General features: G+C 63.8%; 21 protein-coding genes. 8 read left to right on the forward strand and 13 right to left on the reverse strand.

The window, feature by feature from the left end; translation table 11 throughout:
• Nucleotides 1-10 precede the first annotated feature (10 nt).
• The 6 genes from BM154_RS19120 to BM154_RS19145 form a co-directional block, all read right to left on the reverse strand.
• Nucleotides 11-1,042 carry a FecCD family ABC transporter permease gene (locus tag BM154_RS19120; RefSeq protein WP_074887898.1) on the reverse strand — a complete coding sequence of 344 codons (1,032 nt, stop codon included), beginning with the start codon at nucleotides 1,040-1,042 and terminating at the stop codon, nucleotides 11-13.
• On the reverse strand, nucleotides 1,035-2,024 hold the full coding sequence (locus tag BM154_RS19125; protein WP_074887900.1) for a FecCD family ABC transporter permease: 990 nt from the start codon (nucleotides 2,022-2,024) through the stop codon (nucleotides 1,035-1,037). Before BM154_RS19125 ends, BM154_RS19120 begins: the two co-directional genes overlap by 8 nt.
• The gene (locus tag BM154_RS19130) at nucleotides 2,021-2,938 is read right to left on the reverse strand and encodes an ABC transporter substrate-binding protein (protein WP_074887905.1); all 918 of its coding nucleotides are present in this window, start codon (nucleotides 2,936-2,938) and stop codon (nucleotides 2,021-2,023) included. The genes BM154_RS19125 and BM154_RS19130 overlap by 4 nt, the downstream gene beginning before the upstream one ends.
• Nucleotides 2,939-2,958: 20 nt before the next feature.
• Nucleotides 2,959-5,403 (reverse strand): TonB-dependent receptor, encoded by a 2,445-nt coding sequence (locus tag BM154_RS19135; RefSeq protein WP_074887908.1) that lies wholly within the window; start codon nucleotides 5,401-5,403, stop codon nucleotides 2,959-2,961.
• A 65-nt stretch (nucleotides 5,404-5,468) separates the two neighbouring features.
• Nucleotides 5,469-6,419 (reverse strand): FecR domain-containing protein, encoded by a 951-nt coding sequence (locus BM154_RS19140; RefSeq protein WP_139225488.1) that lies wholly within the window; start codon nucleotides 6,417-6,419, stop codon nucleotides 5,469-5,471.
• On the reverse strand, nucleotides 6,413-6,925 hold the full coding sequence (locus tag BM154_RS19145) for a sigma-70 family RNA polymerase sigma factor (protein ID WP_074887912.1): 513 nt from the start codon (nucleotides 6,923-6,925) through the stop codon (nucleotides 6,413-6,415). Before BM154_RS19145 ends, BM154_RS19140 begins: the two co-directional genes overlap by 7 nt.
• Before the next feature lie 205 nt (nucleotides 6,926-7,130).
• On the opposite strand from BM154_RS19145, the gene BM154_RS19150 reads away from it, so the two are divergent.
• A complete protein-coding gene (locus BM154_RS19150) occupies nucleotides 7,131-7,595 on the forward strand; it encodes a hypothetical protein (protein ID WP_074887914.1) in 465 nt (154 codons plus the stop codon).
• Here the strand turns inward: BM154_RS19150 and BM154_RS19155 are convergent, their stop codons facing one another.
• A complete protein-coding gene (locus BM154_RS19155; protein WP_074887917.1) occupies nucleotides 7,596-8,483 on the reverse strand; it encodes a polyprenyl synthetase family protein in 888 nt (295 codons plus the stop codon).
• Nucleotides 8,484-8,757: 274 nt separating this feature from the next.
• Between BM154_RS19155 and fni the strand changes: the two genes are divergently transcribed.
• Genes fni through crtB form a run of 5 tightly spaced genes read left to right on the forward strand, consistent with a single transcriptional unit; the run spans nucleotide 8,758 to nucleotide 14,729 of the window.
• Entirely contained in the window at nucleotides 8,758-9,813 is a 1,056-nt protein-coding gene (gene fni, locus BM154_RS19160) for a type 2 isopentenyl-diphosphate Delta-isomerase (protein WP_074887920.1), read from the forward strand.
• The gene (locus BM154_RS19165) at nucleotides 9,810-11,081 is read left to right on the forward strand and encodes a glycosyltransferase (protein ID WP_074887923.1); all 1,272 of its coding nucleotides are present in this window, start codon (nucleotides 9,810-9,812) and stop codon (nucleotides 11,079-11,081) included. Before fni ends, BM154_RS19165 begins: the two co-directional genes overlap by 4 nt.
• The gene (gene crtY, locus BM154_RS19170) at nucleotides 11,078-12,244 is read left to right on the forward strand and encodes a lycopene beta-cyclase CrtY (protein WP_074887926.1); all 1,167 of its coding nucleotides are present in this window, start codon (nucleotides 11,078-11,080) and stop codon (nucleotides 12,242-12,244) included. Before BM154_RS19165 ends, crtY begins: the two co-directional genes overlap by 4 nt.
• A complete protein-coding gene (locus tag BM154_RS19175) occupies nucleotides 12,241-13,731 on the forward strand; it encodes a phytoene desaturase (protein ID WP_074887929.1) in 1,491 nt (496 codons plus the stop codon). Before crtY ends, BM154_RS19175 begins: the two co-directional genes overlap by 4 nt.
• Nucleotides 13,728-14,729 carry a 15-cis-phytoene synthase CrtB gene (gene crtB, locus BM154_RS19180; protein WP_074887931.1) on the forward strand — a complete coding sequence of 334 codons (1,002 nt, stop codon included), beginning with the start codon at nucleotides 13,728-13,730 and terminating at the stop codon, nucleotides 14,727-14,729. Before BM154_RS19175 ends, crtB begins: the two co-directional genes overlap by 4 nt.
• On the opposite strand, the gene BM154_RS19185 is transcribed toward crtB, so the two are convergent.
• The 3 genes from BM154_RS19185 to BM154_RS19195 form a co-directional block, all read right to left on the reverse strand.
• A complete protein-coding gene (locus tag BM154_RS19185) occupies nucleotides 14,611-15,147 on the reverse strand; it encodes a sterol desaturase family protein (RefSeq protein WP_074887936.1) in 537 nt (178 codons plus the stop codon). The genes crtB and BM154_RS19185 overlap by 119 nt on opposite strands.
• Nucleotides 15,148-15,401: 254 nt before the next feature.
• Nucleotides 15,402-16,238 carry a UTP--glucose-1-phosphate uridylyltransferase GalU gene (gene galU, locus BM154_RS19190; protein ID WP_074887938.1) on the reverse strand — a complete coding sequence of 279 codons (837 nt, stop codon included), beginning with the start codon at nucleotides 16,236-16,238 and terminating at the stop codon, nucleotides 15,402-15,404.
• Between the two features lie 49 nt (nucleotides 16,239-16,287).
• Nucleotides 16,288-16,788 carry a CinA family protein gene (locus BM154_RS19195; RefSeq protein ID WP_074887941.1) on the reverse strand — a complete coding sequence of 167 codons (501 nt, stop codon included), beginning with the start codon at nucleotides 16,786-16,788 and terminating at the stop codon, nucleotides 16,288-16,290.
• Between the two features lie 162 nt (nucleotides 16,789-16,950).
• On the opposite strand from BM154_RS19195, the gene BM154_RS19200 reads away from it, so the two are divergent.
• Nucleotides 16,951-17,388: a hypothetical protein gene (locus tag BM154_RS19200; RefSeq protein WP_083414613.1), complete on the forward strand. Its 438-nt coding sequence runs from the start codon at nucleotides 16,951-16,953 to the stop codon at nucleotides 17,386-17,388.
• 84 nt (nucleotides 17,389-17,472) lie between these two features.
• Nucleotides 17,473-18,648 carry a 5-demethoxyubiquinol-8 5-hydroxylase UbiM gene (gene ubiM / locus BM154_RS19205; RefSeq protein WP_074887943.1) on the forward strand — a complete coding sequence of 392 codons (1,176 nt, stop codon included), beginning with the start codon at nucleotides 17,473-17,475 and terminating at the stop codon, nucleotides 18,646-18,648.
• A 50-nt stretch (nucleotides 18,649-18,698) separates the two neighbouring features.
• Here the strand turns inward: ubiM and cysW are convergent, their stop codons facing one another.
• From cysW to cysP, 3 genes are all read right to left on the reverse strand, one after another.
• Complete coding sequence (cysW, locus tag BM154_RS19210; protein WP_074887946.1) at nucleotides 18,699-19,529, reverse strand: sulfate ABC transporter permease subunit CysW; 831 nt, start codon at nucleotides 19,527-19,529, stop codon at nucleotides 18,699-18,701.
• Nucleotides 19,526-20,374: a sulfate ABC transporter permease subunit CysT gene (cysT, locus tag BM154_RS19215; protein WP_074887950.1), complete on the reverse strand. Its 849-nt coding sequence runs from the start codon at nucleotides 20,372-20,374 to the stop codon at nucleotides 19,526-19,528. Before cysT ends, cysW begins: the two co-directional genes overlap by 4 nt.
• Nucleotides 20,375-20,510: 136 nt before the next feature.
• Nucleotides 20,511-21,524, reverse strand: coding sequence for a thiosulfate ABC transporter substrate-binding protein CysP (gene cysP, locus BM154_RS19220; RefSeq protein WP_074887953.1), 1,014 nt, complete (start codon nucleotides 21,522-21,524; stop codon nucleotides 20,511-20,513).
• Nucleotides 21,525-21,589: the final 65 nt, after the last annotated feature.

Consider the following 21,589-nt stretch of genomic DNA (forward strand, 5'->3'; position numbering starts at 1 on the left):
GTCTGGGTCCTCACGGCCGCTGCTTGATCAGCAGGTAGAGAAAATACGGGGTGCCGAACACGGCGACGAAGATACCGGCGGGCAGGTCCAGCGGCAGGAACAGGGTGCGCCCGGCCAGATCGGCGAGCATCACCAGGTTGGCACCGACCAGCGCCGCCATGCAGGCCTGGGCCGCGAAGCCGGTGGGGATCAGCTGGCGGGCGATATGCGGGGCGATCAAACCGACGAAGGCCATGACCCCGCCCCAGGCGATGGCGGAACCGGCCAGGGCCACGCTGACCGCCAGCAGCGCAGCGCGCAGCAACTGCACGCGCACGCCGATACCGCGAGCCAGGCCCTCGTCCAGCTGTTGAACCACCACATGGCGCGACAGCAATACCAGGATAGGCAGCAGGCACAGCAGCACGCCCGCCAGCGCCTTGACCTCTCGCCAGCCCGCGCCGTACACGCTGCCGGTCAGCCACACATAGGCCGACAGGGTGGTGCTCAGCGGGCTGAACACCAGCATGAAGGTGGTGGTCGCAGCCAGCATGGCCGATACACCGACGCCGATCAGCACCAGCCGCAGCGGTGAAGTGCCCTGCTTCCAGGCCAGGCCATAGACCGCCAGTGCGGCGCTGCCCGCACCGAGCATCGCCGCCAGCGGCAAGCCGCCCGTCCCCCAGCTCGCCGCGAAGGCCGACAGGTACAGCACCGCCGCCGCACTGGCGCCGCTGGACAGCCCGAGCAGATCCGGCGAGGCCAGGGGGTTGCGCACCATGGCCTGCAGGATCAGCCCGGACACCGCCAGGGCACCACCGATCAGCGCGCCGAGCAGCAGGCGCGGCAGGCGCAGCTGCTCGACGATGAAGCTCAGCCCGGCACCGCCCTCGCCCATCAGCACGGCGGCGACCCGCTGTGGCGAGAGCATGACCTTGCCCAGACACAGACCGAGGATCAGGACGACGAGGCTCAATGACACGGCCAGTAGCAGACGCAGCGCGCCGGTGCCTTCGATGTGCCGTGAAAAGCCGCCCTGACGCAGGATGCGAGGTCTAGGCATTGCGACCTCCACGCCTTGCCAGGGCAATGAAGAACGGCGCGCCGAACAGTGCGGTCATCACCCCGACCGGCACTTCCTGAGGCAGGATCAGCACCCGGGCGAGCATGTCGGCGACCAGCAGCAGCGTGGCGCCAAGTAGCGCGCAGCCAGGCAGCATCACCCGATGGTCGATACCGACCAGGCGACGCACCATGTGCGGCACGATCAGCCCGATAAAACCGATGCTGCCCGCCAGGGCCACGGCGCTGCCGGCCAGCATCACCACCAGCACGCCGAGTTGCAGGCGGATCAGACCGGTGCGCTGGCCCAGGCCGATGGCGATCTGCACGCCGGCATTGAGCACGTTGACCTGGGCGCCGAGCAGGCAGGCCACCAGCAGCGCCACCAGCGCGCAGATCAGCAGCGGTTCGGCAGTGACCAGGCTGCGCTCGCTGAGCGAGCCGGCCAGCCAGAACAGCACGGTATCCAAACCTTGTTGGTCGATCACCAGCAGCGCCTGGCTGAATGCCGTGAACAGCGCGGTGATCGCCGCCCCCGCCAGCACCATGCGCAGCGGGTTGAGCACGCCCTGCCCACTGTTGCCCACGGTCCAGACCAGCGCACCGGCCACGGCGGCGCCGCAGAAGGCGCTCCACAGCCATTGCTCAGGCGCATTCAGGGAGAACAGCGACAGGCTGACGATCAGCGCGAAGGTCGCCCCGGCGTTGATGCCGAACAACCCAGGCGAGGCCAACGGATTGCGGGTCATGGCCTGCATCAGCGCGCCGGCCACCGCCAGGCTGGCGCCGACCACCACCGCCATCAGGGTGCGCGACAACCGCGTGGTGTTGACCAGCAGATGATCGACGTTAGACGGATCCGCCTGCAGCAAGGCGTTGAACACCGTGTGCGGGGCGATCCAGCTGGGGCCCGTGGACAGGCTCAGCACGCAGCAGGCAAGCAGCACGAACGAAACGATGATCAGTTTGCTCCACGCCGTCATGCCGCAGCGTCCTGCAGCAGGGTGCGTTCGATATCGTCGAGAATGCGATTGGCGCCGAGGATGCCGCCGGAAAATATCCAGGCCACGCCATCGACCCACCACACCTGCCCGGCTTTGGGCGCGCTCATGCGCTGCCATAGCGGGTGATGGGTAATCGCCTGGTAATGGCGCTGCACCGCCGGGCTGTCGGCACGGCCGAACACGAAGAACACATCGGCGTCGGCCACCGGCAGGCTTTCGCGGCTGCGCAGCTTGATGGACACGCCGGTGGCATCGCGGCTCTGGCGGTTCCACACGAAACCCAGCTCGGCCAGCACGCTGCCGGCGAAGCTGTCGGGCAGGTAGCTGCGCAGGTGATCTTCACGCACGTCCAGCACCGACACGCTGAGCGGCCAGCGCGCGCCGAACTTCGCGGCCAGCCGCCCGCGCAACTCACCGACGCGCGCATCCCAGCGCGTTTGCAAGGCCTGCGCTTCGCCACTGCGCTCGGTGGCAACCCCCATCACGCGCAGGGTATGGCGGAATTCGAATACCTCGTCGAGCATCACCACCGGGCACAGCTGTTCGAGCAGCCCGGCGATCCGCTCATGGCGAAAGCGCGAGGCGACGATCAGGTCCGGGCTGAGCAAGGCGATGTCCTCCAGGCTCGGCTGGGTTTCCAGGCCGACATGGGGCACGCCGGCCAGCGCCGAGCGCAGGTAGCGATACATGGGCTTCTCGCTCCACGAATCGACCACGCCGGCCGGCCGGATACCAAGCGCCACCGCAGTGTCGGTGCCGCCCTGGAACAAGGTGATGACGCGCTGCGCTGCAGGCCCGGCCTTGGCCAGGGGCATTGCACCGGCAGCGAGAACGCCCAGGGACAGGCGCATCAGCGTGCGCCTGGACATCAGCCCGGTCTTGTCAGGTTGCAAGCTCGATCCTGTTCAATGCATCAGAACCCGAGGGTGGCCGACAGCACGAAAGTGCGTGGAGCGGACAGGGTCAGGCCGGCAGCGCTGTCATCCGAGGCGCCAGCGGAAATCCAGTCACGCGAATTGGCGACGTTTTCAACGGTGCTTCGCAGGGTCACATCAGTCTCGTTAACTTTGAAGGCATAGCGCGCCCCAAGGTCATAACGCGTCCAAGAACCGATTTTCTGGTTATTGGCCTGATCCAGATATTGCGAACTGCTGTAGATCCCGCGACCAGTCACCGTCAGGCCCTGAATACCAGGCAGGTCCCACTCTGCACCGAAATTGGCATTGAGCTTTGGCGTGGCAGGCGCGCGGTTGCCATCATTGGCACCGCCGTTGTTGGTGTCCTTCAGCTCGCTGTCGATGTACATCACGCCGCCGAGCAGCCTGACGCCATCAACTGGCTCACCGAATACATTGAGTTCGATACCATCGTTGACGCGTTTGCCGTTGGGGCCGAAGGTACCTTCTGTTTGTGTTCCCACCGGTGCTGCAGTCTCGTAAGCCGGTTGCTTGATGCGGAATACTGCTGCCGTCAAAGCAAACTTGCCCATGTCGTACTTGGCACCTGCCTCAGCCTGGCGACTGATGAAAGGCGGGAAAATTTCGTTTTCGTTCTCGGCAGTGCCGGGAGCAATCTTGCCCTGGCTCAAACCTTCCATGTAGTTGGCGTAAAGCGACAGCTGATCGGTCGCCTTGAACAGCACGCCAGCCGAAGGCGAGAACTTCTCTTCATCGTACGCTGTAGGTTGTTTCACCCCGTCCGCCCAGTCATCGACAATCACTCGCTGCCAGCGTCCTCCCAAGGTAACCAAGAGCCTGTCTTCCATGAAACCAAGCGTGTCCGAGAGCGCTACCCCGCTGAAGCGATTCTCGGTGTAATCCTTGGTTGACGGCCTAGTGGGCAAGCCTGGCTCAGGCGTTGGTCGCGGGTTGTAGAGGTTGCTATTTCCACGGGCGTAGCGTGTGTCGCCGTTTTCAAAATCCATGGAGAAATAGTCGGCGGCCAGGTTGACCTCATGGCTGACCGATCCTGTGTTGAACCATTTACGCACGCCGGCGTTGATGGTTCGAACATCCTCATCCCTGCTGAACCCCCTCGGGTCAACCGTGAAGTCGCCAGCAGCGTTCGTCACCGTCACGTTGTGACGCAGGAAATCGTGACGACTCTTACGCGCACCCACAGCGCCATAAACCATCAACGAATCGTCGATATCGTACTCACCGCGCAGTGCACCGAATGTGTCGCTGGTCTCGGCCTTGCTCCAGGCCTGGGCATAGTTGTGGCGCACGTCACTGGCTCTTGGTACCGGCGCGTTTGCGCCGACCAGCACCCGCTCCTGGGGCGCATCGGTATCGCGCTCGGTATGCCCCACATCCATCGACAGGCGCAGGCGCTCATCGCGGAAATCCAGGCCAACCACGGCCATTTCACGATTGACCTTCTGGTGATCCCACTCGGTATCACCGGATTGCTTGACGCCGTTGAAGCGGATGCCGAAGCGGTTGTCCTCGCCGAAGCGGCGACCTACGTCCACTGCGCCGCCGACCTGGCTGTCCGAGGCATAGCTGCCGGTGAACTCGGTGATCGGCTTGCCGGTGGCGCGCTTTGGCACCACGTTGATACCGCCGCCAACGCTGCCGCGTGGCGAGATGCCGTTGACCAGTTGGGTCGGGCCACGAAGGATATCGACGCGGTCGGCCATTTCCATGTCGATGGAGTACGTCGGCATGATTCCGTACAGGCCGCCGTAGGACACGTCGCTGTTGAACAGGCTGAAGCCGCGGATGGTGAATTGCTCGAAGCGCCCGCCCGCCGGGTTGGTGGAGCGCACCGCCGGGTCGCTGGCGGTCAGGTCGGCCAGGGTGCGCGACTGGGTGTTCTTCACCGCCTCGCTGGTGTAGGTGGTCATGCTCAGCGGCGACTCCATGAAGTCCCGCGAGCCCAACAGCCCCTGGGAGCTACGGCGCGCGACCTGGCCGCCGGCGTAGCGCTCGCCTTCCAGGCTTTCCGAGGGCATGGTCACGCCAGTGATGGCAGTGGGTGCGATTTCCAGGGTCTCGGCGCTGTCGGCTGCCGGGGCTATGGTGTAGGCCGAGTCGCCCACCGGCTGCAGGCGCAGGCCGCTGCCCTGCAGCAGACGTGCGAAACCTTCATCGACGCTGTAGGTGCCGGACAGTCCCTGGCTGCTGCGGCCGCTGACCAATGCCGGGTCCACTGACAGGCTCACTCCGGCCTGGCTGGCAAAGCGGCTCAGGGCCTCACCGAGGCTGCTGCTCGGCACGCTATAGCTGCGCTCGGCGCTTTGTGCCTCGGCGTTCAGGGGCGCGATGCTGCCCAGGCCGAGCATCAGGCTCAGGCACAGGGTGGAATAGGAAATCGAAGACACCAGACGAGGCCGATTACGTGTCAGGGGTGGCATGGCAGACGCTCTCTTTTTAATTCACTACCTCCCATGACAGGCGAGTGGAAAAAAAGGGACAGCGCTCAGGCAATTTTTTCGCGCGGTACCAGCGTGACCCAGTAACGGGTGCGTTTGTGTACCTCGACTGGCAGGCTGGCGGCCAGCAAATCGAGGATCTGGTCGGTGTCGGCCAGGCGGAAACTGCCGGTCACCCGCAGGCTTTCCAGGGCTGGCGACCAACGCAGAATGCCTGGGCGGTAGCGGTCGAGTTCGCGCAGGAAGTCGCCGAGCGGCTGATCATTGGCCATCAGTACACCGTCACGCCAGCCAAGCGCTCCGGTGTCGAAAGTCTGGGTGGACTGGATGCGCCCGGCACGTAACGTGACCCGCTGGCCCGGCTGCAGGACCTGCGTGTCATCAGTACTTGCCTGCAGTTGCACCGAGCCAGCCAGCACCGAGAACTGGCAGCTGTCGCCCTGCTGATGCACGCAGACCTCACCCGTGCCAAGCGTCGCCCTGCCCTGGCTGGTCTCGATAACGAATGGCGTGCTACCAGCGACCTTCAGGGCAACCTCGCCCTGCAACAGGGTCAGGCGACGCGCACCAGCGTCGAGGTTCAGCGCAGAATCGGTATTGATATCCAGCACGCTGCCATCGGCCAGGGTCAGCCGCTGCCGCTCACCCACACGGGTTGCCAGATCGGCGCGCCAGGCATCGATAGGCAGTTCACGGCTGGCCAGCCAGGCAGCGGGCGCCAATGCGGCAAATCCCAGCATGCCTTTGAGCATGCGCCGCCGGCCCTGGTCAGGGCGATCCAGGCTGGCCATCGCCAGCTCGGGCGGCAGCCCGGCGAAACGCGAGCGCAAGGCCTGGATCTTCTGCCAGGCACGCTCGTGACTGGCATGCACATCGCGCCAGCGCTGCAGGGCCAGGTGGTCGCGTTCGCTTGCCTCGCCGGATTCGATCAGCGCCAACCAGCGCGCCGCCGCGCGGGCGACCCGGCGGCTGTCCTCGCTTACTTCGCGATTCAGCACAGCTCGGCCAGCAGGCAATGTTCGTAGGCTTGCGCCATATAGCGTTTGACGCTGCGCTCGGACACCTCCAGGCGCTCGGCGATATCCCGATAGCCCAGGCCTTCGAGCTGGCTAAGCAGAAAGGCCCGGCGCACCACCTGTGGCAGGCCATCGAGCAGCTCGTCCAGGGCCTGCAAGGTTTCCAGCACCAGCCAGCGCTCTTCCGGTGACGGCGCGCAGGCCTCCGGCAGTTGCGCAAGCGCATCCACATACGCCTGCTCCAGGCTGCGGCGCTTGTAGAGGTTGATCAGCAGGCGCTTGCCGATGGTTTTCAGGTAGGCACGGGGTTCTTGCAGCTCGCTGATCGACTGGGAACCTGCCAGCACACGTATGAAGGCATCCTGACTGAGATCTGCAGCATCCCAACCGTTGCCCATGCGGCGGCTCAGCCATTGCTCAAGCCAGCTGCGATGTTCCCGGTAGAGATTGTGGAAAGCCTGCTCACTCGATACAGCCAAACCGCCCATCCAGACACCCGATACGAAGGATCAATAACGAGATCGATTCTAATTAACAATTATCCCGAAAGGTAGCCTCGCCTGTGATTTGCTTCGCTCAAGCAAAACCGCGCTACCTGGTTGAGCCCCTGCGCTGCAGGCGAACGCAAAATATTTGGCAAGCACCGCTGCTGCGCTCTATTGTGCTGCCAATTTTCCGACAGAGCGGCCCACCATGAAGCGTCTTTGCATCCTGTTGTTCAGTGTTGTCTGTTCATCTGCCTGGGCGGACGCCGCCGCCCCGGTGACGACGCGCTGGACGCTGCTCGATCAATTCGAGAAGGCCTACACCCTGGATGACAGCGCCCGGGTGGTGCTGGTGGCACGCAGCATGTCCACCGCTCGCCTGGTCAATGGCGCGCTGGAAGAGAAACAAGAGGGTTTCCTGGATGCCCGCCACGTGGTCTATGTGGCGGATATCGAGAAGATGCCGTCGCTGGCGAAGATGGTTGCGGTACCGGCCATGCGCTCGGCCAAGTACCGCATCATGCTCGACCAGACCGGCCGGGTCGCCAGCCGTTATGACGGTGATCGGGAAACCGTGCAGTGGCTGGATCTGGAAGACGGCAAGGTGATTCGCGAGCAGCGTTTCAGCGATGCCGCCGCGCTGCAGAGCGCCCTTGAGGCGCTGCCGCAGTAGTCAGGCGAACAACATGCTCAAGAAGCGGCCGATGTAGACGTCGCCGCCGTAGGCTTCATCCAGGCAGACCTGCGCGCGCGCCAGGTGCCCATCGAGGCGCTCGCGTACCTTCTGCTCGCCATACAGGGCCAGCAAGGTCGACTTGCCGTCATCCTTGCCCTGATCCTTGTCGCTGTTGGGGTTGATGTCCTGCAGGTCATCGTAGAGCTGCACGGCATGCCCCAGTTCGATGGCGAAGCACTGCAGCACACTGCGCACGGGTTTCGGTGCATCGCTGATCAGGTACGCCATGTCCATGATCGCGCTGAACAGCACACCGGTCTTGAGGTTGTTGGTCGCGGCGATCTCTTCTTCGCTGCGCGCATGCTTGCCATCACGCAAATCCTGCAACTGCCCCTGTACCAGGCCCTGGGAGCCCACGGTATTGGCAAGGATTTCCACCAGTTGGGTGCGCACCAACGGGCGTACACCTTCGATCGACGCGACCACCCCAAATGCCCGTGACAGCAGCGCCACGGCGGCGAGGATGGCGATGTCCTCACCGAACGCCAGGTGCACGGTCGGCCTGCCGCGGCGCAGCTGGGCGTTGTCCATGCAGGGCATGTCATCGAGAATCAGCGAGGCGGCGTGCACCATCTCGATGGCACACGCAATATCCAGGGCATGGTGCTGGCTGGCACCCAGGCCATTGGCCGCCAGCAGCAGCAACAGCGGACGCATGCGCTTGCCCCGCGCCAGAGCACCATCGCGAACGGCGGCTGCGACCAGATCGCGTTCATTGCTGGCGGCTGGCAGCAACTCGTCGAGCCGGCCATCGATGGCCACCCGCAGCTGCATCAGGTGTTCGGTAAATCCGCTGTCGATCGTCGCAGTCGCATAGGCCGTCATCGTTCACTCTCTTCTTCTGTATTCCTGCAGCACCCGAACATACCCCCAAGTACTGCAAGGTCACGGCGGTGTACGATCCTGACACTGAAATGTTCGTAACCCAAAGCCGATTTGTAATGTTGGAACGTCTAATGCGCGCGGTTGCCTGATAATCTTGCACGCCAGCTGCCTGTAAAAGACTTGTACAAGACAGCTGAATCGACATGCTATTCGATTATTCCGTTTTGCACAGACCGCGCGCACCCAAAAATGATTCCGGCGTAATGGAGCCTGCATGAATAATAGCGACCTCAGTCGGCGTAAGGATGATCACCTCGATATCGTTCTGGATCGGCACAAGGCGGCGTCGCGTATCAGTGCAGGCTGGTCAGAGGTGCACTTCGAGCATTGCGCCCTGCCCGAACTCGACCACGCGGCCATCGATCTGCGTACCTCCTTGCTTGGCATCGCGTTGCAGGCGCCGCTGCTGATCAGCTCGATGACCGGCGGCGCCAACCGCTCCGAGGCCATCAACCGCCACCTTGCCGAAGCCGCGCAAGAGCTGGGTATCGCCATGGGCGTTGGCTCCCAGCGTGTCAGCCTGCAGACCGGCAACGACCAGGGGCTGACTCGCGAACTGCGCCGACTCGCTCCGGATATCGTGCTGCTGTCCAATATCGGCGCCGCCCAGTTGCTCGAGGCCGAGGGCATCGACCTGGCCCGCCGCGCGGTCGATACCTTGCACGCCAACGGCCTGATCATTCATCTCAACCCGCTGCAGGAAGCCGTGCAAGCCGAAGGCGATCGCAACTGGCGCGGTGTGCTGACGCAAATCGCCCGCGTGGCCAGCAGCCTGGAGGTGCCGGTGGTGGTCAAGGAAGTCGGCGCCGGCTTGTCGGCTTCGGTGGCCCGCTCGCTTATAGAGGCTGGCGTGCAGGTCATCGATGTAGCCGGCGCCGGCGGTACCAGTTGGGCCGCCGTGGAAGGCGAGCGCGCGGCCAATGAAGCGGATCGCGCGGTGGCCATGGCCTTCGCCGACTGGGGCATTCCCACTGCGAGCGCCGTTCAGGCGATACGCGCTGCCTTGCCGCAAGCGACCCTGATTGCCTCTGGCGGGATCCGCGACGGCGTCGACGCGGCCAAAGCCATCCGCCTGGGCGCCGATATCGTCGGCCAGGCGGCCGGCGCGCTGCCTGGCGCCACGCTGTCGACCGAAGCGGTGGTCGAGCACTTCCAGATCGTCATCCGGCAACTGCGCACGGCCTGCTTCTGCACCGGCTCGGCCAACCTGGCCGCACTGCGCAACGCGCGACTGCTCCCGACCGGCTCACCACGAACGACTCAAGCATGACCCATTTCGCCGTCGTCGCGCCGCCCTACTACAGCCACTTCCAGGCCCTGCAGGCCCTCGCCATCGAACTGATCGAGCGCGGCCACCGGGTGACCTTCTTTCATCAGTCCGATGCTGCCCACTGGCTCAGCGATCCGCGGGTCAGCTTTCGTTCGGTCGGCGCCAACAGCCATCCGCCGGGCAGCCTGGAGCGTACCCTGCATCAGGCCGCGCACCCGGATACGCCCTGGGGCCTGCGACGGATCATCAAACAGATGGCGGCTACCACCGCCATGCTCTGCAACGAATTGCCGCAAGCGCTGGCGGACAACGGGGTCGATGCGCTGCTCTGCGACCAGATGGAGCCGGCTGGCGGGCTGGTTGCCGAAAGCCTGGGCCTGCCGTTCGTATCCGTCGCCTGCGCGCTGCCGGTCAATCGCGAGCCCGGGCTACCGCTGCCGGTAATGCCCTTCGCCTATGCCACCGACGAGCGCAGCGGGCATATGTACCGCGGCAGCAGCCAGGTTTACGACTGGCTGATGAAGCCGCTCGGCAAGGTGATCAATGAGGCGGCGCGGCGCCTGGGTGTTCCGCCGCGCAGCGCCCTGCACGAATGCCTGTCGCCCCTGGCACAGATCAGCCAGACCCTGCCCGGCTTCGACTTTCCGCGCAGCCGGTTGCCGGCCAGTTTCCATGCGGTCGGCCCGCTGCGCAGCCCGTCCACGCCGCAGCAGGGCGAGTGGCCGATCGACGGCCAGCGGCCGTTCTTTTTCGCCAGCCTCGGCACCCTGCAGGGCGACCGCCTCAAGCAGTTCGAGCGCATCGCCAAAGCCTGCAAGCGCCTCGACGGCCAGTTGCTGATTGCTCATTGCGGCAAGCTCGACGCGGCTCAGGAACGTCGGTTGATCGACTGCGGCGCCACCTGGGTGACCGATTTCGCGCCGCAGCAATGGGCCCTCGAGCAGGCCGACGCGGTGATTACCCATGGCGGCCTGAATACCGTGATGGATGCGATTGCCGCCCGCACGCCGATGCTGGTAATGCCGATTGCCTTCGACCAGCCAGGTGTCGCGGCCCGTGTGGCCTATCGGAGGGTTGGCAGTCAATTGAGCCGGCGCGCCAGTGCAGCACGTATCGAAAGTGCACTGCGGGCGCTGCTCGCGCAGCCGTTGCCCGGCTTCGATGCGCTGATCGATGAGCTGCAGCAGGCTGGCGGTGTAAGACGCGCCGCCGATATCGTCGAGGCCGCGGTGGTCGAGCACGCCACAACACAGGCGCACACCCTATGACCTATGACCTGATCCTTGCCGGCGGCGGCCTCGCCAATGGGCTTATCGCCTGGCGACTGCAGCAACAGCGGCCGGACTTGAAGGTGCTGTGCATCGAAGAGCAGCCACACCTGGGCGGCAACCATACCTGGTCGTTCCACGATGGCGACCTGAGCGAAGCGCAGCACCGCTGGCTGGAGCCGCTGGTGGTCAAGCGCTGGGCAAGCTATCAGGTGCACTTTCCTTATCTGTCCCGCGCCATGGACAGCGGTTACGCGAGCATCACCGGCGAGCACTTCGCCGAGGTGATCACCCCGGCGCTGGGCTCTTCCCTGCGCCTGAACAGCACCATCAGCGAGATCAGCCCGACCCAGGTGCTGCTGGAAAGCGGCGAGCGCCTCGCGGCCCGCGCGGTGATCGATGGCCGCGGTGCACGGCAGAGCAGCAATCTGGTGCTGGGCCAGCAGGCCTTCGTCGGCCAGTTGCTGCGCCTCGAACAGCCCCACGGGCTGACCGCGCCGATCATCATGGACGCGCGCGTGCCCCAGGGTGACGGCTATCGTTTCGTCTACGTGCTGCCCTTCTCGGCGGACACGCTGCTGATCGAAGACACCCACTACGTCGACAACCACCGCGCCACTATCGAGCAGCTGCGCGAGCACATTGCCGCCTATGTCCGTCAGCACGGCTGGCAGGTGGCCGAATGTCTGCGTGAAGAACAGGGCATTCTACCCATCACCCTGGCCGGCGATTTCGATGCATTCTGGGATGAGGCCGCTGGGCAACCGCTGTCCGGGCTGCGGGCCGGACTGTTCCACTGCACCACCGGTTATTCCCTGCCCCATGCCGTGCGCCTGGCCGACTGGCTGGTGGCCTATGAGCTGCGCGACGCCGCCACCCTGGCCCGCGACCTGCGCACTCATGCCCGTGGCGAATGGCGTAACCAGGGCTTTTACCGCCTGCTCAATCGCATGCTGTTCCTGGCCGGCCAGCCGCAGGATCGCTGGCAGGTGATGCAACGTTTCTACGGCCTGCCTGCGGGGCTGATCGAGCGTTTCTACGCTGGCAGCAACCCCTGGTACGACCGTGCCCGCATTCTTATCGGCAAGCCGCCGGTGCCCGTTGATCAAGCCATGCGGGCGGCCATGCGCCACGCCCCCAGGCATTTCGAGACGCGTTCATGAACCAAACGAAAACTGCCATCGTCATTGGCGCGGGCTTCGGCGGGCTGGCCCTGGCCATCCGCCTGCAGAGTGCCGGCATCCACACCACCCTGCTGGAAAAACGTGACCAGCCCGGCGGCCGTGCCTACGTGTACCGCGATCAGGGCTTCACCTTCGATGCCGGCCCGACGGTGATCACCGACCCGAGCGCCATCGAAGAGCTGTTCGCCCTCAGCGGCCGCAAGATAGAGGACTATGTGGAGCTGCTGCCGGTCGCGCCGTTCTACCGTTTGTGCTGGGAAGACGGCACGCAGTTCGACTACGCCAATGACCAGGCCGATCTGGATCGCCAGATCGCCGCCCTGAACCCTGCCGACGTGGCCGGTTACCAGCGCTTTCTCGCCTACTCGAAAGCGGTGTTCAAGGAGGGCTACCTGAAGCTTGGCGCTGTGCCCTTCCTGTCGTTTCGCGACATGCTGCAGGTCGGCCCGCAACTGGCGCGCCTGCAGGCCTGGCGCAGCGTCTATTCGATGGTGTCGAGCTTCGTCGAGCACGACAAATTGCGCCAGGCGTTTTCCTTTCACTCGCTGCTGGTGGGCGGCAACCCGTTCGCCACCTCGTCGATCTATACGCTGATCCATGCGCTGGAGCGTGAATGGGGCGTGTGGTTTCCCAAGGGCGGTACCGGCGCGCTGGTGCAGGGTATGGTCAGGCTGTTCGAAGACCTGGGCGGCAAGCTGGAACTGAATGCCGACGTGGCCGCCATCGACACCAGCGGCAACCGCGCCACCGGTGTGCGCCTGCAGGACGGCCGCCATTTTGCCGCCGACAGCGTAGCCTCCAACGGCGACGTGGTGCACACCTACGACAAACTGCTGGCGGGTCACCCACGCGGGCGCCAGGAAGGCAAGCGTCTGAAGGGCAAGCGCTTCAGCAACTCGCTGTTCGTGATCCATTTCGGCCTCAAGCGCCCGCAACCGCAGTTGCAGCACCACACGGTGTGCTTCGGGCCGCGCTACCGCGAGCTGATCCAGGAGATCTTCAAGGGCCAGACCCTGGCCGAGGACTTTTCCCTCTACCTGCACGCGCCCTGCGTGACCGACCCGAGCCTGGCCCCCGAAGGCTGCTCCAGCCATTACGTGCTGTCACCGGTGCCGCACCTGGGCAATGCCCCCATCGACTGGAGCGTCGAAGGCCCGCGCTACCGCGACCGTATCCTCGCCTACCTCGAAGAGCACTACATGCCTGGCCTGCGCGAAGACCTGGTGACCTGCCGGATCTTCACCCCGGACGACTTCCGTGACGAGCTCTATGCCTACCAGGGCTCGGCGTTCTCGCTGGAGCCGGTCCTGCAGCAGAGCGCCTGGTTCCGCCCGCACAACCGCGACGCCCAGCTCGGCAACCTCTACCTGGTCGGCGCCGGCACTCACCCGGGCGCGGGCGTGCCGGGGGTGATCGGCTCGGCCAAGGCGACCGCCGGCCTGATGCTCGAGGATTTGCAGCCATGACCGGCAAGGCAGCCCGGGATGACGCGCTGATCGAGCACGCCAACCAGAGCATCGCGGTGGGCTCGAAAAGCTTCGCGGCAGCGTCGAAACTGTTCGACGAGCAAACCCGGCGCGGCGCCGTGATGCTCTACGCCTGGTGCCGGCACTGCGACGATGTGATCGATGGCCAGGTGGCCGGCCACGATGCGGTATCGATCAGCCGCGAAGAAGCCGAACGCCGCCTCGCCCACCTGAAGGACCAGACCCGCGCCGTGTATACCGGTGACGCGCTGGATGACCCGGCGTTCGCCGCCTTTCGCCAGGTGGTGCTCGCCCACCAGATTCCCGAGCAGCATGCCCTCGAGCACCTGGCCGGCTTCGAGATGGATGTGCTGGAGCGCCGCTACCTGAGCATCGATGACACCCTGCAGTACTGCTACCACGTCGCTGGCGTGGTGGGCCTGATGATGGCCCGGGTAATGGGCGCCCGCGATGAAGAGACCCTGGATCGCGCCTGCGACCTGGGTCTGGCGTTCCAGCTGACCAATATCGCCCGGGACATCGTCGATGACGCGGCGGTAGGCCGCTGCTATCTGCCCGAACAGTGGCTTGAGGAGCTGGGGGTACCACGTGACCAGGTCGCCGACATCCATCACCGGCCCGCCATCGCCATACTTGGCCAGCGCCTGGTGGAACTGGCCGAACCCTATTATGCCAGCGCCCAGGCGGGCCTTGCCGCCCTGCCCTGGCGCTCGGCCTGGGCGGTGGCGACGGCCGCAGCGGTGTATCGGCAGATCGGCATGAAGGTGCTGGAAGCAGGCGAGCATGCCTGGGACGAGCGCATTTCAACCTCCAAGGCGGAGAAGATCGGCGCTGTGTCGATCGGCTTGTGGCGCGCCGTTACGAGTCGTTTCGCGCGCTGGCCGGCTCGCTCCGCGCAGCTGTGGCAACGTCCGCGTCCGTCTTGCGCAGCGGGCCATCGTGCATCGCCCGCAACTGCGCCTTCAGACGCGCCGTAGTCGGCGCATAGAGAAAGCCGAACGACACGCAGCGCTCCTTGCCTTCCACCGCATGGTGCATCAGATGCGCCTGGTACAGGCGCTTGAGGTAGCCGCTGCGCGGCACGAAACGAAACGGCCAGCGGTGATGCACCAGGCCGTCATGGACGACGAAGTACAGCAGCCCGTATGCGGTCATGCCCGCACCGACCCATTCCAGCGGGTGCATACCCTGAGTGCCCAGGGCGATCAGCACGATGGCCAGCCCGGCGAACACCACGGCATACAGGTCGTTCTTCTCGAACCAGCCCTCACGGGGCTCATGGTGCGAACGGTGCCAACCCCAACCCCAGCCGTGCATCACGTATTTGTGAGCGTAATAGGCCACACCTTCCATGGCGGTCAGGGTGGCGAGAAAAACCAGAGCGTTGATGATCATGGGGTAACCGGCGCACGGGCGCTGAAAAGATAGAGAGGCAGTTTGCCAACTTGCAGGGCAATGACCAAGCGGGATCGCTGCGCATTGGCCACTGTTATCGACCCTGCGCCTAGCCATCCGATCCATCTGTTTGGGACTGCCGAGGCTTGGGCGATTGTATCTGCAGATGGTGATCGCCGTATGGCCCAGGTCAACAAAGCGCAGGCAATAAAAAACCGGGCACACGGCCCGGTTTTCTCGATCAGTGCCGCGTATCAGCCACGACCTTCGCGGTACAGGTGCTCGAAGCAGAAGTTGGTTGCCTCGATATAACCCTCGGCGCCACCGCAGTCGAAACGCTGTCCCTTGAACTTGTAAGCCAGCACACAACCGTCCTGGGCCTGTTTCATCAGCGCGTCGGTGATCTGGATTTCACCGCCTTTGCCCGGCTCGGTGTTCGCGATCAGGTCGAAGATATCCGGTGTCAGGATGTAGCGACCGATGATCGCCAGGTTCGACGGCGCATCTTCGGCCTTCGGCTTCTCGACCATGTGGCTGACGCGGAAGATGTCATCACGGATGGTTTCGCCGGCGATCACGCCATACTTGTGGATCTCTTCCATCGGCACTTCCTGCACCGCCACGATCGAGCAGCGGAACTGGTTGTACAGCTTGACCATCTGGGTCAGCACGCCATCGCCGCCTACGTTCAGGCACAGGTCATCGGCCAGCACCACGGCGAACGGCTCGTCGCCGATCAGCGGACGGCCGCTGAGAATCGCGTGCCCCAGGCCCTTCATTTCTACCTGACGGGTGTAGGAGAAGGTGCAGTTGTCGATCAGGCGACGAATACCGACCAGGTACTTTTCCTTGTCGGTATTGCGGATCTGGTGTTCCAGCTCGTAGCTGATGTCGAAATGGTCTTCCAGCGAGCGCTTGCCGCGACCGGTGACCATGGCGATTTCAGTCAGTCCGGCATTCAGTGCTTCTTCGACGCCGTACTGGATCAGCGGGGTGTTGACCACTGGCAGCATTTCCTTGGGCATGGCCTTGGTCGCCGGGAGAAAGCGGGTGCCATAACCGGCCGCAGGGAATAGGCATTTCTTGATCATGTGTTTTCCTTGAATGGTCAATGTTGCTCAAGTCGCTGAACCGGCTTCATCAGGAGGTCTGACGCAGCCGCTCGTAGTAATAAGGCAGTCGCAGCAAGGCATGGCGTGCCGCAGCGGCGCGCCGTTCGTTGTTGTCTCCGGGGAAGGTCACGGTCTCGCTGGTGACACCCTGGTGCTCGGCCAGGCGCGTGGCGCAGGCGAAGCACATGGCGCCGTCGTAGACCTCCTGGCCACGCTTGTCGTCGGCAGTCGGCGCGCCGGTAATCGCCAGGATGATGTCGGCGCTGCTGGCCATCAACACGCCAAGGGCCATTTCGCGGGCAACCTCTTCGCTGTTCATGCCGAAGGCCTCGATGGTCTCCGGTTTCACACCCAGGGAGCTCTGCATGGCGTGTTTGGAATACACCACGAAACCGCTCTCGAGCACGCCGTCACAACCCGGCACGGCAGCCACTGTGGCGGCCAGCAGGCCGGCCGTGGCCGACTCGGCAGTGCTCAGCACCAGGTTGTACTTTTCCAGGAAATGAACCGCCTGCTCGATGTTTTGCATGCCCGCCGATGACTCCCAGCAATCGTTTCTGTGTGTCTATGGCAGTGCCCTTGGCATACAAGTTCCGAAGCAATTCACGCAGACCACTGATCGCAACGCCTGAACTCCGTAGGCAGCTTGTCTTTCCGACTCTAGACAGCTTGAGAATCGAGGGGAAGACACGTGAATACGCTGCGCAAACTGCATGACACCCATGAGCTGCATGATGTGAGCGACGACTCGACGCGCCAGGCATTCATCCTTGCCTTGGGCGAAAAGGCGCGACCGCTGTTCGAGGAAGCGGCCAGCTATGCCCGCAACCATGACCTCGACGTGGTCGTCGACCTGGTGCTGGAGCACGACAAGCCACGTCTGATCCTGGCGGTCAGCCGTCCAGGTGAAGACACCGTCAGCAGTTACAGCCTGGTCGCCAATCTGGCCTCGCAACGCATGTTGCACGAGGAGTTCTATGCCGACAGTGGCGATATCCACCGGCAGGAGTCGCTGCTCGCCTCGATCAATGAAAAGGTCATCGATACCCGTCTGGCCAACTTCTTCCGCAAGGGCTTCGCCCTGCCGCTTGACTACATCAACGAGCGTCACCCCATCGGCTTCTGGTAAGCCGGTGTTTGACTGATCCTGAGCAAGGCTTGCCGGCAGCTGCTGACCTAGACTGCCGGCTGGTCAGTTGCGAGGGGTACAGCCATGAAAGTCGATGTGGTTATCGTTGGAGCCGGGCCGGCTGGGCTGTGCCTGGCGCGTTCGTTATCGGGCCAGGGCTTGAGTATCGGCATCATCGAACGGCAATCCCACGCCGAGCTTGCCGATCCGCCGCTGGACGGCCGCGAAATAGCGCTGACCCACGCCTCGCAACACATTCTCGAAACCCTTGGCCTCTGGCCGCGCGTGCGTGGCGACGAGATCGCTGTACTGCGCGATGCCCAGGTGCTCAACGGCCCATCGCCCTACGCACTGCGCATCGCCGCTGCCGCAGCCGGCAAGCAGCGCCTGGGCTGCCTGGTGCCCAACCAGGCGATTCGCCGTGCGGCTCATGCAGCCGTGCAGGAGTGTGCGGATATCGAACTGCTGGCCGAGTGCACGATAAATGAGCTGAGCTGCAGCGTCGAAGGTGTCGCGCTACGCCTGAGCGATGGCCGCCGACTGCAAGCGCGCCTGATCGTCGCCGCAGATAGCCGTTTCTCGGAAACACGGCGGCGTCTCGGTATCGGCGCGCGCATGGAGGATTTCGGCAAGACCATGCTGGTTTGCCGCATGGCCCACGAGCGCAGCCATGAACAGGTCGCCTGGGAATGGTTCGGTTACGGCCAGACGCTCGCCCTGCTGCCCTTGAACGGCAATCTAGCCTCGGCGGTGCTGACGCTTGCGCCTACGCAAATGAATCGGGTGATGAGCCTCGATCCGCAGGCATTCGCCCGTGAGATGGAACGGCGTTTTGACGGGCGCCTGGGGTGCATGGAGCTGGTTGGCGAGCGTACCACCTATCCGCTGGTTGGCGTCTATGCCGAGCGCTTTTCGGGTATGCGCAGCGCGCTGGTCGGTGATGCTGCGGTGGGTATGCATCCGGTCACGGCCCACGGTTTCAACTTGGGTCTGCAAAGCCAGAAGCGCCTTGCCGATAACCTGCTCGACGCGCTGCGCCAAGGCCGAGACATTGGCGCGCCAGCGGTACTACAGCGCTACGCCCGCACCCAGCAACGTGCCAGCTGGCCGTTGTACCAGGCCACCAGCCTGCTGGTGCGTCTGTACACCGATGACCGTACGCCTACCCGCCTGCTACGCAATGCCGGGCTGCGCCTGGCGCAGAACCTGCCGCCCTTCAAGACGGCGCTGGCCCGTCATCTGACCCAGGTTTCGCGCTAGGGTCTGTCTGAAAAGTCTCCGAGCGCAGGTACTTTTCGGACAGAGCCTAATCAGCTGTCGGCGGCACGCTGCATATTCACCCGTTGCCGCCATTCCATATAGGTCTTCAGCAGCAAGGTGAGCAACGCCATGCAGGCCAGCAGCGCTGCCGCGGTGAAGGCGGCGACCGGCTTGTAGTCGTTGTTGAGCTGGTCGACCAGCAACGGCAGCGTCAGGGTCTGGTTGAGAATGGTGCCGGAGACCACCGACACCGCACCGAACTCGCCGACCGCTCGTGCATTGGTGACCACCACGCCATACAGCAGCGCCCACTTGATATTGGGCAGCGTGATGTGACGGAAGATCTGCCAGCCATTGGCGCCCAGGCACAGCGCCGAGGTTTCCTCGTCATTGCCCTGGGACTGCATCACCGGAATCAGGATGCGCGCCACATAAGGTGCAGTGACGAATACCGTGACCATGACGATGCCCGGCCAGGCGAACATCAGCTGCATGTCGTTATCGTAGAACCACTGGCCCAGCGCCGTTTCCAGCCCGTAGACGACCAGGTAGCAAAGGCCTGCAACCACTGGTGAAACGGCGTAGGGAATGTCCACCAGGGTGGTCAGCAACTTGCGGCCGCGGAAGTCGTAATGGGTCACGCACCAGGCCAGCAGAATGCCGAAGCACAGGTTCAACGGCACGGTCAGCGCGGCGACCAGCAAGGTCAGGCCAATGGCGTGCTGCATGTAGTCCTGGGACAGATTGTCGACCAGCATCGCCCAACCACCGCTCAGGGCCTTGCTGAAAATCAGCACCAGCGGCACCACCAGCATCAGCGCTACCGCGCCGAGGCCAAGGCCGATGAGCAACCATTGATGCCAGGATTGAGGCTTTTTCATCGACCTTGCCTCTGCCATTTGAACAGTCGGCCCTGCACCACCTGCAGGCTGAACAGCAGGAACAGCGACGCCAATAGAATCACCGAGGCGATCGCCGCCGCTGCCGGGTAGTTGAATTCCTGCAGGCGCACGAAAATCATCAGCGACGACACTTCGGTTTTGTAGGGAATGTTGCCGGCGATCATGATCACCGCGCCAAACTCGCCGAGGCTGCGCACGAAGGCTTGCGACGCACCGGTGATCAGCGCCGGCGCCAGGCTCGGCAGCACCACGTAGGCAAAGCTCTGCCATTTCTTGGCGCCCAGGGTGCGTGCCGCCTCTTCGTATTCGCTGCCCAGGCTCTGCAGCACCGGCTGCACGGTGCGCACCACGAATGGCAGGCTGGTGAACACCATGGCGATCAGCAGGCCCGGGTAGGCATAGGCGATCTTGATGCCGGCGGCATCGAAATACTGGCCAAGCCAGCCGCTCGGTACCAGCAGTGTGGCCAGGGTCAGGCCAGCGACCGAGGTTGGCAGCGCGAACGGCAGATCCACCAGGGCATCGACCAGGCGGCGGCCCGGAAAGTCGTAACGGGTGATGATCCAGGCGATCAGCAGGCCGATCAGCAGCACGATCACCGTCGAATAGAAGGCGCCGCTGATGGTCACCTTGTAGCTCTGCACAACGCGCGGATCGCTGATCGCTTGCCAGTACTGCGCCCAGCTCATGTCGCTGACGTACAGCAACAGGGCCGATAGCGGAAACAGAATGACCAGCGACAGGTAGAAGACGCTGAAACCGAAGCTCAGGCCAAAACCCGGCAGCAGCGGATTCTGCAGAAAGAAAACGGGGGTCTTGCTCACTCGGAAATCCTTGAATGCACAAACCGCCGGAAATCGGCGGTTTGTGAAATACAGCTGATGCGGCTCAGCGCCCGGCAATCATCATGATCGCTCGAGCCGCAGGGCCGACGCGCAGCAGATCGTTGCGAGAGCCGAGTTAGCGGCCTTCGGCCAAAAGCTGGTCAAGAATACCATTGCCATCGAAGTGCTTGGCAGTGATCTCGTCCCAGGTGCCGAGCACATCGGTCGGGTTGAGCAGGCGCAGCTCCTGGAACTGGCCAGCGGTCTCGGCAGCCACTTCCTTGTCCTGCACGCGGTAGTGGTAGGTGGTCAGCAGCTTCTGGATGTCCTTGCTGTACTGGAAGTCCAGGTAGGCCTTGGCTACGTCACGGGTACCCTTCTCGTCCACCACCTTGTCGACGATGGCGACCGGGAATTCGGCCAGCACGCTCACCGGCGGCACTATCACCTCGAACTCGCCGGACTTGAATTCCTCGCCCTTGGCGATGTTCACCACTTCCGATTCGAAGCTCAGCAGCACGTCGCCCTGCCCGTTCTGGGCGAAGGCCACGGTGGCGCCACGGCCGCCGGTGGGGAAGTTCTCGACGTTACGCAGTACCTTGCCGACGAACTCCTTGATCTTGGCTTCATCACCCTTGAATGCCTCGTTGGCATACAGCCAGGCGCCCAGGTAACTGTAACGGGCATTGCCGGAGGTTTTCGGGTTGGGGAACACCAGTTTCACGTCGGAACGGGCCAGGTCGTCCCAGTTCTTGATGCCCTTGGGGTTGCCCTTGCGCACCAGGAATGCGGTGGTGCTGTAGTACGGCGAGCTGTGGTTGGGGAACTGCTCGGCCCAATTCTTGCGCACCAGGCCACGCTTGGCGAGGATGTCCACGTCGGTGACCTGGTTGAAGGTCACGGTGTCGACCTTCTTGCCCTGAATGATGTCCTGAGCCTGGCGCGAGGTGCCGGCGAACGACTGGTCGATCTTCAGATCCTTGCCGGTCTCGGCTTTCCAGTGGGCCTGGAACTTGGGGTTGATCTCGGCGAACAGCTCGCGGGCGACATCGTAGGAGGCGTTGAGAATCGGCTTGTCCGCCGCCGATACGACAGCGCTGCCAAGCAGCGACGTGGTGACGGCAGTCGCCAGCAGGATTTTCTTCAGCATGATCCAGGGTTTCCTTACGAGAGCGCAGATAAGGGCGGCAGTCTGCCTGATGGCCTTATGCCTTA

Origin of the sequence: Phytopseudomonas argentinensis (assembly GCF_900113905.1) — a bacterium.
GTDB lineage: Bacteria > Pseudomonadota > Gammaproteobacteria > Pseudomonadales > Pseudomonadaceae > Aquipseudomonas > Aquipseudomonas argentinensis.